This window comes from Pseudomonas tehranensis, assembly GCF_014268615.1.
Lineage (GTDB): Bacteria > Pseudomonadota > Gammaproteobacteria > Pseudomonadales > Pseudomonadaceae > Aquipseudomonas > Aquipseudomonas tehranensis.
On record NZ_JABWQV010000123.1, the window covers coordinates 1 to 13,957 of the forward strand.

The window sequence follows — 13,957 nt, forward strand, 5'->3', positions numbered from 1 at the left end:
CCAGCGGGGATAAATCCCCTCGCCACAATGTTACAAACCTGCAAATCCGAGCACCTTTTCCCACAAGGCCACTAAACTGACTTCATTGGGTCTGCGCCAAGGGAATCGCCATGTCGCTCCGTTCGCCGTTGTATTCCCAGCGCAAGCCGCTCCTGGCCGTGGTGGCGCTGCTCGTTACAGGTTTCCTGGCCATTGCGTTGCTGGGCTATTACGCGGCCCATGCCTCGGTACGCGACACCCTCCTCAAGACGCTGTACTTGAACCTGCTGATCGGCGCACTCGTCACGCTGACTGTCCTGGTCATCCTCTATCGCCTGATCGACCGCTACCAACACCGTATAGACGCCCAAGCCACCCTCGACAGCCTGACCGAACTGCCGAACCGGCGCGGCTTCGATCTGCTGGCCGTGCAAGCCCTGCATGAAGCCCAACGTGAACCCAAACCGCTGGCGGCGCTGCTGCTGGAGCTGGACGAGTTCAAGCGGCTGGGCGCCACCCATGGTCACATCGCCAGCGACCAGTTGTTGACCGGGTTCGCTCGCGACTTGACCGACAGCCTGCGGCATTCGGACATTGTGTGTCGCTGGAGTGGCGAGGCTTTTATTGTGCTGCTCAAGGACACCGACGGGCAGAACGGTCTGAAGATCGCCGAGAAAATTCGTCAACGGATCGAACAACAGCGTTATTTCTGCAGCGGCAAAGAGCTACGGGTCACCGTCAGCATCGGCCTCACCACCTTGCAGGACGAAGACACCTTGCACAGCCTGCTGTCGCGGACCGATCATGCACTGCAACGCGCCCGGCAAACCGGGAACAACCGAACCTGTGTACAGATGCCTCACTCCAGCTATGAATAAACCTGACCTGTGCCCGGCCTGTGGCGCCAGCAATGACTGCACCCTGGCCGACCCGCGAACCGCCGACCGCGCCTGCTGGTGTTACGGCGTGAGCATCGACCCGGCCGTGCTTGAAGCATTACCGGCCGAGCTGCGCGATCAGTCCTGCCTGTGCCCGCGCTGCGCCCAGGTATTGGAGCAGTTACAAGCCAAGGAACAGTCGATTGGGTAAGATGCGCGTCCTTTCTCCTCCGCTGCCCGCCCATGCGTGTTGATCGTTTTTTAAGCAACCTACCCCGTTTCAATCGCCAGCAGGTCCGCCTGCTACTGGTGGAACGCCGAGTACGGATCGACGGCCAGATCGTCAACGATCCCCATACGCAGGTGCGTGAATTCAGCCGTGTCGAAATCGACGATGAGGTGCTGCAAGGGGGCCGCCCGGCGCGCTACTTCATGCTGCACAAACCGCCCGGTTGCGTCAGCGCCACCCGCGATCCGCAACACCCTACCGTACTGGATCTGCTGGACGAGCCAGACAAGGACGACCTGCACATCGCCGGACGACTGGACTTCAACACCACCGGGCTGATGCTGATCACCAACGACGGCAGTTGGTCACGGCGCCTGACCCAACCGCAGACCAAACTGCCCAAGGTCTATTACGTCGAAACCGAGCAAACCATCACCGCGGAGTACGCCATCACCTTCGCCCACGGCTTGTACTTCGCCTTCGAAGACCTGACTACCCAGCCAGCTGAGCTGACATTGCTGGGGCCAAGATCGGCGCGACTGAGCATCGTTGAAGGCCGCTATCACCAGGTCAAACGCATGTTCGGCCACTTCAATAACAAGGTGCTGCGCCTGCACCGCGAACGCATGGGCCCGCTGCTGCTGGACGCCGAACTTGAGCCGGGCCAATACCGTGCCCTGAGCCCTGAAGAGATCCGGCTGATCTGATCGTATGACCGCTCGGCAGAAGTGTCGGGCAATTGTCAAACAACACTTGCGCGACAGCCGGTCCGCTGCTTGAATCAAACCGTCGGCCGAAATGTGACCGATGAGTCACCACATACTTCCAAGAAACTTTTTGCCGGCCGGAGCCCTCAGGCTCCTTCTTAACAGTCGACAAACTGCCCGCCTATAACAACACCCGTCGACCAGCTTGCGCGGATCGACATGGGCCTTCTCTTCCAGGCGTATGCCTACCTGTCACATTGCTCGTGCAATCTCATTGCGCGCATACCCGCTTGCCAGGAGTCTTATGACATGAGGCCAGAAATCGCTGTGCTGGATATACAGGGTCAGTATCGGGTTTACACGGAGTTCTATCGCGCAGACGCCGCGCAAAAGACCATTATCCTGGTCAACGGCTCGATGGCCACCACCGCGTCGTTTGCACAGACCGCCAAAAACCTCTACCCGGAATTCAACGTCGTACTGTACGACCAGCCCTACGCGGGCAAGTCCAAGCCCCACAATCGGCATGAGAAAATGCTGACCAAAGAGATCGAAGGCCAGATCCTCCTGGAACTGATCGATCACTTCGCCGCTGAGCATGTGCTGTCTTTTTCCTGGGGCGGCGCCGCCACCCTCACCGCCCTGGCCCAACGTCCACGGCGCATCGAAAAAGCGGTGATCAGCTCATTCTCGCCGGTGCTCAATGCGCCCATGCGCGACTACCTGGAACGCGGTGTCGATTACCTGGGAAGCCGGGACGGCGACCGCGTAGGACATCTGGTCAACAGCACCATCGGCAAGCACCTGCCGCCGCTGTTCAAGCGTTTCAACTATCGCCACGTCAGCAGCTTGGCCGAGCATGAATACGGGCAGATGCACTTCCACATCAGCGACGTGCTCCACAGCGATCGGTTGTGCTACGTCAATGCGGCGAAAAAAATCAACGTGCCGGTGCTGTTCCTGAACGGCGAATGGGACGAATACACCGCCGCCGAAGATGCCAAGGTCTTCGCCAACCACGTGCAGCACAGCAGCTTCAGCACGCTGCAAGCCACCGGGCACTTCCTGGACATGGAACACAAAGCCGCCTGCCGCGACAGCCGTGACGCCTTGCTGGGTTTCCTCAAACCCACCCAGCACGAAAGCCGACCGCGCTACAGCTACGTGCAGGGTTACCATGCACCGGCTATCTGAAACCGAGTCTTCGCGAGCAAGCCCCGCCCTGCGCTTTCAGCAACGGGGTTTGCCCGCGAACGACCGCTCTGGTTTGAGGCTTGCGTAGACGGTTAACTTCACCGTCCGTAAAGAAAAACTTCAAATCCCTGGCCACATCTGGTACAAAGTCAGCCGCTCTGAGCGGGTGTCGTATAATGGCATTACTCCAGCTTCCCAAGCTGATAACGAGGGTTCGATTCCCTTCACCCGCTCCACTATTTTCAAGGGCTCCAGACGTGTCCGTTTGAGCCTTAGCGTGATTGGTGACAGTTCCGGTGACAGTTTGCGTGTATGCAAGCAGCTGCGGGAGCGAGAACCTGCCGCCGCCCTCCCCCTATAGCCATGCCCGTTTTATGTTGACCCACGGGAAACTGGTATTTTTGGTAAGTTTTTTCCTCCCCCCTTTGGAAGCTTGGAAATACAAGGCTTGTAAAGGATTTGATTAGGTAAGATTTAAGTAATATCTAGTAATAACATTACCTTTCACCATGGTCAGAAACCGAAAATAAAATATCCATATAAATCAATAAGTTATAGAAAAATTACTTCCCTCCTTACTCAAAAAAGCTAGTGCAAAGTAAGTCCTCGAAACCGCATCGCACGCGGGCTCCAGCTGATTCCTAACCCCTCCATACCTAAATTACTTGTTTCCCGTGGGTCACCTGAAAAAAGAGCCTTCAGGAATCGCTCCTGGGCGCTCATAAAACAGGGGGTGGGTGCAGGGTTCTGTAGGGTTTTCTCGGCCCCTGTTCGCCCAGGAGAGGCCCAGCGGGCGCTGTCGGGGATTGGTTGCAGGGGTGCAGAAATTAAGACCGATTTAGCCCGCAGGCGTGGCGGGGGGACGACGGCGCGCGCCAGGTGCAGACCTACCTTGCCCGGCCGGCCGCGCCCCAGAATGGTGCGCCACGATTTGCCCCGGCCCCCGACTCGACGTGCTGTCACCGTTGGCCATTCGCACCTTCCCATCGCGACGCCCAAAGCCCCGTGTTCATTGGCCCACGGGGCTGTGATCGATGGACGGGACAAGCGCCGGATGGTATGTTGGGCTGGGTTATTTTCGATCGAATCGCAACACAACTTTAGGTGTTTACCTACCCGTTTGCGTGAGCTGGCAAGGGCCGAGTTGGCCGCATCTGTTGAACGCTGAGGTATGACGATCATCGTCATACCTTCACAACTGCTTAGCTCAAGGACTTGATGAGTGGACACACAATTGATGCCAGTGCCGTTTCACGGCGACACCGTAGTCTTGCTATATGAAGCCGGTCAGCCATACGTGGCAATGAAACCAATCGTCACCAATATGGGCCTGGCATGGTCTCCGCAACGCACAAAGCTGCTAGAGAAGTTCGGACCAACTGTGACGGAGATCGTCACAGTTGCTGAGGATGGCAGCCTCAGAGATATGACCTGCCTCCCCCTACGCAAGCTCGCCGCCTGGCTCTACTCAATCAGCCCGAACAAAGTGGCGCCCGAACTGCGCGACAAGATCAGCCGATACCAAGAAAAGTGTGATGAGGTGCTGTGGCAATACTGGACCCAGGACACAGAGCGACACATCGCGATGCTGAAAGAGCGAGCCTCACGGATCCTCCCCTTACCCGGCGTCAAGCGCAGCGCACGCGACGGCATCAACTTCAAGCAGCTGCTCATCCTTCAAGAACAAGGGCGCAACCTCGCCAGATGGCTGGACGCCGCGACGGGCAGCTTTGAACGCCAGGGCTTGCACAATCAGCTCCGCCAGGTGAACGACGCCCTGGGCTTGCCCACGCCGCCGCTGGAGCCAGGCCCTTTGGCGGTTCAGCGAGACTAACCATCCCCGGACATTTCGTTTCGCCGTGTGCCTCGACTGTGGGGCCCCTCACTGCTTCTTATTGCTACGTGTCTTGATTTGTCCGGGGATAAAAGCGTAGTCTTTACGCGTCGCTGCCAATTCAGCGACCGGGTTTGACGGCCCGATCAGCAAAAGGCGCAACAGCGCCCCCTAACTTCAATTGCCGGCGCTTTTTTTGTGCCTGCAGTTCCGTGTTATGGCGGCTGTGCGTGGGAGGGCTTCGGCCCTGCCGGGATCCTTTTGCCCCGGTCCGTCAACCTGCGTACAGCTGCCACCCTCAATCGTTTGACGGCGATCCGTGGCAGCTCCAATCAGCAAAAGGAGCTTCACGATGACCGCCCTTATTCCGTCCAAAATCCGCGCACTTGCTCATCGCCGCATGGCTCTCGCCGCGTTGCACGCCAACTCCTCCCTCTCCACTCGCCTCAAGCGCTACAACCACCATATGCACCAGGTGCGCGTTCTGGAAACGCACGACGGTGCCCTATGAGAACGCCCTACGGTCTTACCGATGCTGATCTGTTTGATTTGGAACGGGTGCGGGATTCGCTTGCCCTGGTGCATGCGCTCGCTCAGATGGCCAGCGAACCGGGGCTGTATCACCCTCAGATGCTGGCCGGCTTCTTGGACAAGATCTGCACTGATCTGGATAGCGTCATTCGCTCAGCCAACAGCACTGCACGTCGGATCTGATCCCAAAGGGGGGGGTGTAGTACGCCCCCCCCTTTCGTGACCACTCAAAACTTTAAATAGAGCCAATAACATGAAGACACCATCGCTTTTTGAGTTCGAAACGCAGCCGGTCCGGATCCTCGACGAACAAAACGGCGAGACTTGGTTTGTTGCTGCTGATGTTTGCAGGGTGCTAGAGATCGCTGACGTGAAGGGTGCTTACTCCCGCCTTGACGACGATGAAAAGGATACCCGCACTATGGGTACCCCTGGTGGTCCTCAGCAGGTGGTGATGATCAATGAGGCTGGCTTGTACAGTCTGATGTTCACGAGCAGAAAGCCCCAAGCGAAACGGTTCAAACGGTGGGTCACCCACGACGTCCTCCCATCGTTGCGAAAGACCGGCAGCTACTCCCTCGGAGAAAAGATCACGGTCAACCAACAGATCAGCATGTCGAAGCACCGCCTGGGGCTGATGAAAGAGCTGATGCGCAGCCGCAACAAGGTCATGCGGGAAGCGCTGGGAGCGGAGATCACGCGTTTGTCAGGATCCATGGGGTTACCGGTGCCGGATCTGGATGGCCTCGGCAGCGTCGAGCCTCCCCAGGCCGACCTCGTCGCAGACTTCTGGGCCGCGCTGCTGCAGCTGGATTCCAAGGGGATCGCCTACAACCACTCCAAGGATCCGCAGCTGATCGGCCTGAACATGCCGCACCTGGTCGAACTGTTCGCCGCAAATGGCATCCAGACCGTCATCAGCACCGATGTCACGAATGCCCTGAAGCGCTGCACCGATCCACAGTTTTTGGGGTTGAAGGCAGTGGACAGCATCATTCGCAAAACCACGACCAAGTGCTGGGTGTTCAAGAAGCCGGCTCAAATCCAAGCTCAATGACGAACGCTGCCCTTACCGTCTAGGTAAGCCAACGGTAAGGGCGATAGCTTTCGCATCTTCAGCCAAGGAGATATCGAACATGAGTGAAACACCATCAACCCGCGACGAAACGATCCTGACCATCACCCCCCCTACGGGCGGCGCCGAAAGCGGATTCTTGACCGAGTCCGAAACCTTGGCGCTCGCCCAGTTCGTTAAACGCGTGGGCTGGTTCGAATTCACTAGCAACGCGGCGGATGAAGACGAGGCCCATCTGGTCAAACAGGCTTTTGATAAGCTCCAGGACGTACTTGCGCGTGCCGGTTACGCGCCGCGATAACGATTCGAACCAGCGCACCACTCGTCCGGCTCCTACCTGAAGACAGGTCAGGAGCCTTTTTTATGGGCAGGATCCGCGTCAGCAACTTCTGGGGGTAAGCGCTCGCGTTCCGTAGTCATCATCTGCTGAAGCAGATGCAAGGCAGTCAGGTTGCCGCCTAAGTGAAAGCGCCAAGCTTGGTGAGTGGTCTTGTACAAGCCGTCGATTTCCGCGATCACACGACGATAGCGCTCAATTTCGAGCACCAGTCGCCGGCTTTCGGGATGGTTGGTCCAGATGTAGCGAAGTTCTTCCTTCGTCACGGGCCGGAATGGAGGCAGAGCACGAGTCATAAAAAGACGACACTGTATTAATTAACAGTAGTCTTGCACGAGAGTAGCGCCACGCCTAGCGCCATTGGGCGCTTTCCGGTATCGCCATGACCGACAAAATAATTCCCGGTCAATGGCGCATCCAAAAGCCCCACCGCGACCAAAAAACTTTGCCCGCTGAATAGGTTACTGAAAGCACCGCCGGTTCAAGCGCCGTTTCGGCGGCCGTTGCTGACACATTCGTAACCCTTAATCAGTTGACATAGTAAGCCAACGTGTTCAAATGTGTTCTTGCAGAAGCTTGTATTTGCTTGCAAGCGCTGAAAGGCAAGATCGTGTGAGGTTCGCTCCGCAAAGCCTCGCTCAAGCCTGATGACACATAGCGGTTACGAATAGTTGGTATTTATGCCTAGGCTCATCGTCAAAGACAGTGAAGTGGTGAAGATTTTCGCACACCTGATGGTGCGTGAAGAAAATGCTCGTCTTTACGATTCTCTCGTTGTTGCAGAAGCTGTCAGCGATATCAGTGCGGATGCGCAGTGCATCTTGGCGCCTGGGTATCGCCTACTTCGCATCAACCATCGCGTTCGCCCCTCCAGCGACCGCTTCGAAATCGCCCTGGTCAACGATCTGTTGAAATCAGTTGTTTACTACAACCAGGTAGTAATTTCGAACATCGTTGATTTGAATTGCCGGCCGGCCACCCAGAATCTGGTATGGCGTTCAGCTGATTCACGCCATTCCGCTGTACTGCGAGATGTAGCTCAGAAGGTCTTCTTCAACTACATCCTGAATCGCTATGACGTGATTTTGTCGGACAATCAGCAAACTGGAGAAGGCAAATTCTTCTGGCAGCGCCAGATGTCCAACGCCTTGGCATTGGGTCTTCACGTCTATTACTACCAAATGCTGACGGCTTCTCTGATAGATGTTCCAGATCAGGATGCGCTTGATTCGCTGTCGGACCAGCTGTGGTCTGAGAGTGACGACCAGCAATATCATCTGGCGTTGATATCAAAGATCGCTCTGCCTGCGGGCGTATCGCTCAGCCCGGTCGAGGAATAAAGCCTCAGAAGTGGTAGATCAGGTCAACAAAAGCCCGCACTTGTGCGGGCTTTTTGCTTTGTAGCGGTCACCAGTTGAAATAAACGAGCTCGTTCACTTCGATACCACCCTTCCCGCCTACGGTATGTCTAAACGGCACCTCCTTGAGGCGCAGGCCGGCGAACACTTCCCGGATCTTCGGGTGATCCCCCACCGATATCACCATCCTGCCTCGAATCGAACGCGCCAGGTCCGCCATGGCTTCGAACTGCTCAAATCCAAAATCACCAGCGTCGTACCCGGCTGTTTCCCAATATGGCGGATCCAGATAGAACAGCGTGTGGTTTCGATCGTACCGCCGGATGCATTCCTTCCAATCGAGATGTTCGACAGTGGTCCGCGCCAGGCGCAGATGGGCGTCGCTGAGCTTTTCTTCGATACGCAACAAATTGAGTCTCGGCGCCGAGGTGGTTCCGGTACCGAAAGTCCGGCCCTTCGCCTTGCCGCCAAAACACAGGTTCTGCAGGTAGAAAAAGCGCGCTGCGCGCTGGATATCGGTCAGCGTCCGCGGGGCCTGGTCTTTTGCCCATTCGAACATCGTTCGGCTCACCAGCGCCCATTTGAACTGGCGCACAAACTCTTCCAGGTGATTGGCAACGACGCGGTAGAGATTCACCACGTCGCCATCGAAGTCATTGATCACTTCCACCCGGCTGGGCTCTTTTAAAAAAAACAGTGCCGCACCGCCACAGAACGGTTCTACGTAGCAATCATGGTCTGGAAACTCCGGCAGGATGTGTTTCGCCATGCGGCGCTTGCCGCCCATCCAGGGGAAAATCGGTGCAGACATTAGTGGTCCTTACTTCGGTTTGATGAAGGGCAGCACGCTCAAATGACTGGCCGCCCAGGCTGTCATTAATCGGAAACTGGCTCCAACGGCTTCCAGCGAATCACCTCTTCGCCCAGCCATTCGTTGACCTGCTGCAGGCGTGCCTGGATCGGTTCGAGCTCGTTCGTTGCCCAGATCTGCGCGGCCTCTTTGATCGAGCCGAAGCCGCCGGCGTTTTGCGGCACGATGCCCATCAATTGCGGTGGGATGCGCAGCGCCGCGAGCATGTCGTCGCGACTGATGTTCTTGATCGACCCAAATTCGTCCTTCGCTGCCACCTCGCTGACGGGGATCAGCTGAATACCGTCCTTCTTGCCGCCCGGGGCGTACATGAAGAGATTCCGGAAATTGCCTGGCCCTTTGGCGGACTTCAGCGCGCTGCGCAACGCGGCAACGTCCGTCTCGTTCTGCGCGGTGTCGGTCATGTACATGATGAAACCGGCGTGACTGCCGTTGTTGTAGTACTTGCGCCGGAACAAGGTCGCGGACTCGTTGAGCAGCGCGCTTTGCAGCGCCGGCAGCCACTCAGGAAGGCCGTAAATCTCCTGATTAATGTCGGCTTCGCGCTGGTGGTAAACCGTCCCGCGCTTGAATTCGTGCTCGTCCCGCCAGCCGCGCACCTGGTAATAGGTTTCGAGATCCGCGCCGCGTCGCATGTATTTGCCCAGGGCAGGCTGCAGCCCGAGCGTGCCGCGTAGCATGTTCTCGCGCTTTTCCAGATAGCCGTTGCCGCACCAGAGGAAATCCAACGCGAATTGCTCAAAGGTCTGCCGTGACAGCAACTTGTGAGGGATAAAGGTGCGGGCCAGCATGTTGCGCTTGAAATTCAAACCCGATTGCAGGAACACACTGGCCCGGGAGGACTTGGCCAGCCCGTCAAGCGACATCGGCGGTTCATACCAACGGCCGTTCAGCCAGCATTCGAGGTAGTCCAGAATTCCCCGCTCGTCGAGCACCGGCGTAGGGTCTCCGAAGGTGAAGGCCTCCATCTTGCCGCCCGTTGCCGGCAGCAGCTGTCCCTCGGCCGCAGCCGGGGCTGAAGTGGACGATTGCGTGGTTTCGCTGCCGCTGTTGCTCATCAATAAATCTCCATAAAGCCGGTATTCGTTGAGGTTTGGCCCTCAAGCGGTTCGTTCTGCAGTGCGTGGAAAAGGGCCCAGGCAAGATCCGCGTGTCCGGTCTCGTCGGTGCGGCCTGCCGTGTAGGTGAATTGCCGGCCGCTGGCCGTGATGGTTTTGCGAATCGCCATGAGCGACTGGGCCATGTCGATCCAGCCGGCGTCGAATTCCAGACGCCCTTTGTGAATCACGTCGTAGGCCTTGAGCACTAGGCGCGTCTTGACCTCCGGGGAATAGCTGAAGGTCGTCACGTTGGGGAAGAATTGGCGCACCAGCTGGGCCACGCCAGAGCCCATGCCAGTGATGTCGATACCGATGTACGTCACCCAGTAGCGCATCGTGACCTGGCGGATCGCCTCGGCCTGGGCGGCGAAGTCCATACCGCGAAACTGATGGCGTTCGAGCACGCGGAATTTGCCACCTGGAACAGTTGGCGGGGCCACGACCACCAGACCGGAGCTGTCGCCGGTTTCCGCAGGGTCGTAGCCGATCCACACCTGCCGATCGGCAAACGGCCGCGCGGCGAAAGGCTTGTAGTCCTCGGCCCATTCGACCCAGCTATCGACCATGCAGGGCTGCAGGACGTTGAGCGGGAAGATGCTCGCCCCGTCGTCGACGAACTGACACATCAACAGGTTCGCGAAGGCATCCGCGTTGTACTCGAGGCGCAGCTCTTCCAGGTCGAACAGATCGCAGCCGCGCTGCTCGGCATCTAGGATGGTCACGATCTGGCGCCAGATCCGGTCCTCGCACAGCCGGCCCTGCTGCAGCGCATCGTGCGAAACGTCGAGTTTCAGCCGCTGGGCCACCGGCTTGCCCTTGTTGAAGCGCTCGCCGGTCCAAAACGTGTAGGCCTCATGCGCCATGCTCGATGGCGTGGAAAAGTAGGTGCGCCGGTATTGCTTCTGCATCGCCATGCCGCTGGCGACCTTGTTCAGCTCGTTGAACTTGAACGTCCAGAAGAATTCGTCAAAGTAGAAATTACCGTGGTAACCCTGAGCGGTTCGGGCGTTTGTACCGAGGAAATGCAGCTCGGCGCCGTTCGCCAGAATGATTGGGTCACCGGTGAGCTCAACGCCGCACACCTCGCGGGCGAAGCCCTGGATGTAGGCTTTGAAGATGTGCGCCTGATTCTTCGATGCTGACAGAAATATCTGATTGCGCCCGGTGACCAGGGCGTCAATGAACGCCTCGCGGGCGAAGTAGTACGTGGCACCGATTTGCCGGCTTTTCAGGATTGCCCTAGTGCGTTGATTGCTCGCCCGGTACCAGTCCAGTTGATAGCCGAAGCATCCGTCTTTAAACGCCTCGGTCAGCTGCTCGATCTGCTCTTCGCTGAATTCGTTGCGAGCCGCTTTCTTCTTGGGCCCTTCGTTGCGTTTGGCCAGGTTGGGGTTGAGATCGGTGTCGGTACCGCCTGCCTTGTACCGCTCGATCCGGGCCTGCCGTTCCAACTGACGGTGCAATAGATCGATTTCCTTGAAATCCCCGCCGGTCTTGCCTTCCTTCAGGATCAACTGCACCAGGCGCGCCTCCAGCGCACCGCCGATTCGCTCAACGTTGTCGGCTCGATCCCATTCATCGCGCGTCTTCCACGCGTGAACCGTTTTCTCCTTTTCACCCAACATTTCTGCAATCGCGCAGATCCGCAGGCCGGTCCAGTAAAGGAACTTGGCCTGGCGGCGGTTATCGCGGATGGGAGTGGCTTCGGTTGTAGTCATGGCGGCGATGCTGACGCCTCGCGCGCGTGAGGGCGTAGCGATGTGCCATGTAACCCAGGGACCTACAACTGGCGCTGATTGCCCGGAAAGACGCGACTGTCGACGATGTACCTCAACGCAACTGCACCCAGCAGCACCGCTTTGAGGATCCGCTCCATGAAGAAAAAGTTTCGCTCCAAATGGTTCCGTGTCGCCGTAGAAGGTGCGACCACTGATGGCCGTCAAATCGAGCGCCAATGGCTGGTCGATGCTGCGGAAACCTACAACCCGAACACCTACGGCGCACGCGTATGGGTGGAACACTACCGCAGCGTCCTGCCCGACAGTCCGTTTCGTGCCTACGGCGACGTGCTGGCGGCGAAGACCGAAGAAGTCGACGTAAACGGTGTGAAGAAACTGGCCCTGTTTGTTCAGATCGAGCCAACCGATGACCTGATCGCCATGAACAAGGCACGCCAGAAGCTGTACACCAGTATCGAGATCTCGCCGAAATTCGCTGATACCGGCCGCGCCTACCTGGACGGGTTAGCTGTCACCGATTCGCCGGCGAGCCTGGGCACCGAGATGCTCACTTTCAGCGCGCAGAACCCCGATGCCTCGCCACTGAAGGCGCGAAAGAACAAACCCGACAACCTGTTTTCGGAGCTGGTCGAAGCGCAGCTGGAATTCGATGAAGTCGTCGAGACCCCAAGCGTTATCGACGGCCTGTTCTCCCGGGTTTCTGAGCTGCTCGGCCGAAGCAAGGCCAAAGCCAACAAGGATGACGCTCAGTTTTCCGAGCTGAACGATGCCGTCGAGGCCCTGGCCGGCCACGCAGCCGAACAGGCCAAAGTCGTCGCCTCGGCCGACGAAGGACTCAAGACCCTGGCCGGTGCGCACGAAAAGCTCGCCACCGACTTCGCGGACCTGATCAAGCGTTTGGGCGAAACCCAAGACCACAGCCAAGCCAATCGCCCAGCAGCAACTGGCGGCGATGGTGCCGTCCTGACCGCTTACTGATTCGGTCCCCCTACAAGCTCCACAGGAGAACACCATGCGTAACGAAACACGGATTGCCTTCAACGGCTTCACCAAACAGGTTGCAGCACTCAACGCAGTTCCGTCGGTGGCTGAAAAATTCACTGTCACCCCTACGGTTCAGCAGAAGCTGGAGACCGCGATCCAGGAGTCCAGCGCCTTCCTGAAAAAAATTAACGTTCTGGGCGTCGACGAGAAGGACGGCGAAGCGGTGATCCTGGGCGTCGGCTCGACCATTGCCGGCCGCACGGACACCAGCCAGACCGCCCGCAACCCGCGCGGCGTGAGCTCGCTCAAGAACGACACCTACAGCTGCAAAAAGACCGACTTCGATACCGCGATTCCATATGCGCTGCTGGATGCCTGGGCAAAATTCCCGGACTTCCAGGCGCGCCTGTCCGGCGCGATCGTCGAGCGACAGGCGCTCGACCGCATCATGATCGGCTTCAACGGCACCAGCGCGGCGGCGACCACCGATCGGGCAACCAACCAGCTGCTGCAAGACGTGAACGTCGGCTGGCTGGAGAAATACCGCACCAAAGCGCCAGAACGTGTACTGAGCAGCGGCAAGGTCGCGGGCAAGGTCACCATCGGCCCGACCGGCGACTACAAGACCCTGGACGGCCTGGTCTACGACGCTATCCAGCTGCTGGACCCATGGCATCGCAAGCGGCCCGATCTGGTCGTCCTGGTCGATCGCAACCTGCTGCACGCGAAGTTCCTCGCCAACATCGAAGGCGCGGCCGACAACGAGAACGAGCTGGCAGCGGCACGAATCATCGCCAACGGCACCCTGGGCGGCTTGCCGATCGAAGACGCGCCGTTCTTCATCGACGGCGGCATCATGATCACCACGCTGAAGAACCTATCGATCTACTTCCAGATCAGCAGCCGTCGCCGCATGACCAAGGACGAGCCGGAGCGCGATCGCATCGCCGACTATCAGTCGTCGAACGAGGATTACGTGATCGAGGACTTCGGTCTCGGCGCCCTGGTCGAAAACATCGAAGAGGCCGCGTAACCATGGCCCTCTCGCTCGCCCAACGTCACCGGCTGCAAGTGCTTGCCTCGCAAGAGGCTGCCGCTGCGTCGCCCGCCGTTTCCATGGCGGGCGGGGCGGGCTATGAAA

15 protein-coding genes, 1 tRNA gene and 1 pseudogene are annotated in these 13,957 nt (G+C 58.2%); 13 read left to right on the plus strand and 4 right to left on the minus strand.

What is annotated here, in order from left to right; translation table 11 throughout:
• Positions 1-245: 245 nt before the first annotated feature.
• From HU811_RS17215 to HU811_RS17260, 10 genes and pseudogenes are all read left to right on the plus strand, one after another.
• Positions 246-857 (plus strand): annotated as a pseudogene (locus HU811_RS17215) (GGDEF domain-containing protein); the annotation flags it as partial.
• Positions 850-1,068, plus strand: a complete 219-nt coding sequence (locus tag HU811_RS17220) for a cysteine-rich CWC family protein (RefSeq protein WP_186657131.1) — start codon at positions 850-852, stop codon at positions 1,066-1,068. The pseudogene HU811_RS17215 and the gene HU811_RS17220, both read left to right, overlap by 8 nt.
• Positions 1,069-1,100: 32 nt before the next feature.
• Positions 1,101-1,793, plus strand: a complete 693-nt coding sequence (locus tag HU811_RS17225; RefSeq protein ID WP_186657133.1) for a pseudouridine synthase — start codon at positions 1,101-1,103, stop codon at positions 1,791-1,793.
• Positions 1,794-2,102: 309 nt separating this feature from the next.
• Complete coding sequence (locus tag HU811_RS17230; protein ID WP_092397281.1) at positions 2,103-2,987, plus strand: alpha/beta fold hydrolase; 885 nt, start codon at positions 2,103-2,105, stop codon at positions 2,985-2,987.
• A 162-nt stretch (positions 2,988-3,149) separates the two neighbouring features.
• Positions 3,150-3,223, plus strand: a tRNA-Gly gene (locus HU811_RS17235).
• 986 nt (positions 3,224-4,209) lie between these two features.
• Complete coding sequence (locus tag HU811_RS17240) at positions 4,210-4,821, plus strand: phage antirepressor N-terminal domain-containing protein (protein ID WP_186657134.1); 612 nt, start codon at positions 4,210-4,212, stop codon at positions 4,819-4,821.
• A gap of 352 nt (positions 4,822-5,173) precedes the next feature.
• Positions 5,174-5,332: a hypothetical protein gene (locus HU811_RS17245; RefSeq protein ID WP_186657136.1), complete on the plus strand. Its 159-nt coding sequence runs from the start codon at positions 5,174-5,176 to the stop codon at positions 5,330-5,332.
• Positions 5,329-5,535 carry a hypothetical protein gene (locus tag HU811_RS17250; RefSeq protein ID WP_186657138.1) on the plus strand — a complete coding sequence of 69 codons (207 nt, stop codon included), beginning with the start codon at positions 5,329-5,331 and terminating at the stop codon, positions 5,533-5,535. The genes HU811_RS17245 and HU811_RS17250 overlap by 4 nt, the downstream gene beginning before the upstream one ends.
• Before the next feature lie 70 nt (positions 5,536-5,605).
• Complete coding sequence (locus tag HU811_RS17255; RefSeq protein WP_186657140.1) at positions 5,606-6,409, plus strand: BRO-N domain-containing protein; 804 nt, start codon at positions 5,606-5,608, stop codon at positions 6,407-6,409.
• 79 nt (positions 6,410-6,488) lie between these two features.
• Positions 6,489-6,728, plus strand: a complete 240-nt coding sequence (locus tag HU811_RS17260) for a DUF7706 family protein (RefSeq protein ID WP_189674148.1) — start codon at positions 6,489-6,491, stop codon at positions 6,726-6,728.
• Between the two features lie 47 nt (positions 6,729-6,775).
• Here the strand turns inward: HU811_RS17260 and HU811_RS17265 are convergent, their stop codons facing one another.
• The gene (locus HU811_RS17265; protein WP_225248451.1) at positions 6,776-7,060 is read right to left on the minus strand and encodes a hypothetical protein; all 285 of its coding nucleotides are present in this window, start codon (positions 7,058-7,060) and stop codon (positions 6,776-6,778) included.
• Between the two features lie 384 nt (positions 7,061-7,444).
• Between HU811_RS17265 and HU811_RS17270 the strand changes: the two genes are divergently transcribed.
• Positions 7,445-8,104 carry a hypothetical protein gene (locus tag HU811_RS17270; RefSeq protein ID WP_186657142.1) on the plus strand — a complete coding sequence of 220 codons (660 nt, stop codon included), beginning with the start codon at positions 7,445-7,447 and terminating at the stop codon, positions 8,102-8,104.
• Between the two features lie 67 nt (positions 8,105-8,171).
• Here HU811_RS17270 and HU811_RS17275 read toward each other — a convergent pair whose 3' ends face one another.
• From HU811_RS17275 to HU811_RS17285, 3 genes are all read right to left on the minus strand, one after another.
• Entirely contained in the window at positions 8,172-8,933 is a 762-nt protein-coding gene (locus HU811_RS17275) for a DNA adenine methylase (RefSeq protein ID WP_186657143.1), read from the minus strand.
• Positions 8,934-8,998: 65 nt separating this feature from the next.
• Positions 8,999-10,051, minus strand: coding sequence for a phage portal protein (locus HU811_RS17280; RefSeq protein WP_186657146.1), 1,053 nt, complete (start codon positions 10,049-10,051; stop codon positions 8,999-9,001).
• Complete coding sequence (locus HU811_RS17285) at positions 10,051-11,811, minus strand: terminase ATPase subunit family protein (RefSeq protein ID WP_186657148.1); 1,761 nt, start codon at positions 11,809-11,811, stop codon at positions 10,051-10,053. The genes HU811_RS17280 and HU811_RS17285 overlap by 1 nt, the downstream gene beginning before the upstream one ends.
• Positions 11,812-11,967: 156 nt before the next feature.
• Here HU811_RS17285 and HU811_RS17290 point away from each other — a divergent pair, with 156 nt between their 5' ends.
• Together HU811_RS17290 and HU811_RS17295 are read left to right on the plus strand one after the other, a co-directional pair.
• Positions 11,968-12,810 (plus strand): GPO family capsid scaffolding protein, encoded by an 843-nt coding sequence (locus HU811_RS17290; RefSeq protein ID WP_186657150.1) that lies wholly within the window; start codon positions 11,968-11,970, stop codon positions 12,808-12,810.
• 34 nt (positions 12,811-12,844) lie between these two features.
• Positions 12,845-13,849 (plus strand): phage major capsid protein, P2 family, encoded by a 1,005-nt coding sequence (locus tag HU811_RS17295; RefSeq protein WP_186657152.1) that lies wholly within the window; start codon positions 12,845-12,847, stop codon positions 13,847-13,849.
• Positions 13,850-13,957: the final 108 nt, after the last annotated feature.

Excerpts from the sequence above, each read along its gene's own strand:
- HU811_RS17220 (WP_186657131.1), top strand. The coding sequence starts at position 850 with ATGAATAAACCTGACCTGTGCCCGGCCTGTGGCGCCAGCAATGACTGC.
- HU811_RS17225 (WP_186657133.1), top strand. The coding sequence starts at position 1,101 with ATGCGTGTTGATCGTTTTTTAAGCAACCTACCCCGTTTCAATCGCCAG.
- HU811_RS17230 (WP_092397281.1), top strand. The coding sequence starts at position 2,103 with ATGAGGCCAGAAATCGCTGTGCTGGATATACAGGGTCAGTATCGGGTT.
- HU811_RS17245 (WP_186657136.1), top strand. The coding sequence starts at position 5,174 with ATGACCGCCCTTATTCCGTCCAAAATCCGCGCACTTGCTCATCGCCGC.
- HU811_RS17250 (WP_186657138.1), top strand. The coding sequence starts at position 5,329 with ATGAGAACGCCCTACGGTCTTACCGATGCTGATCTGTTTGATTTGGAA.
- HU811_RS17255 (WP_186657140.1), top strand. The coding sequence starts at position 5,606 with ATGAAGACACCATCGCTTTTTGAGTTCGAAACGCAGCCGGTCCGGATC.
- HU811_RS17260 (WP_189674148.1), top strand. The coding sequence starts at position 6,489 with ATGAGTGAAACACCATCAACCCGCGACGAAACGATCCTGACCATCACC.
- HU811_RS17265 (WP_225248451.1), bottom strand. The coding sequence starts at position 7,060 with ATGACTCGTGCTCTGCCTCCATTCCGGCCCGTGACGAAGGAAGAACTT.
- HU811_RS17270 (WP_186657142.1), top strand. The coding sequence starts at position 7,445 with ATGCCTAGGCTCATCGTCAAAGACAGTGAAGTGGTGAAGATTTTCGCA.
- HU811_RS17275 (WP_186657143.1), bottom strand. The coding sequence starts at position 8,933 with ATGTCTGCACCGATTTTCCCCTGGATGGGCGGCAAGCGCCGCATGGCG.
- HU811_RS17280 (WP_186657146.1), bottom strand. The coding sequence starts at position 10,051 with ATGAGCAACAGCGGCAGCGAAACCACGCAATCGTCCACTTCAGCCCCG.
- HU811_RS17285 (WP_186657148.1), bottom strand. The coding sequence starts at position 11,811 with ATGACTACAACCGAAGCCACTCCCATCCGCGATAACCGCCGCCAGGCC.
- HU811_RS17290 (WP_186657150.1), top strand. The coding sequence starts at position 11,968 with ATGAAGAAAAAGTTTCGCTCCAAATGGTTCCGTGTCGCCGTAGAAGGT.
- HU811_RS17295 (WP_186657152.1), top strand. The coding sequence starts at position 12,845 with ATGCGTAACGAAACACGGATTGCCTTCAACGGCTTCACCAAACAGGTT.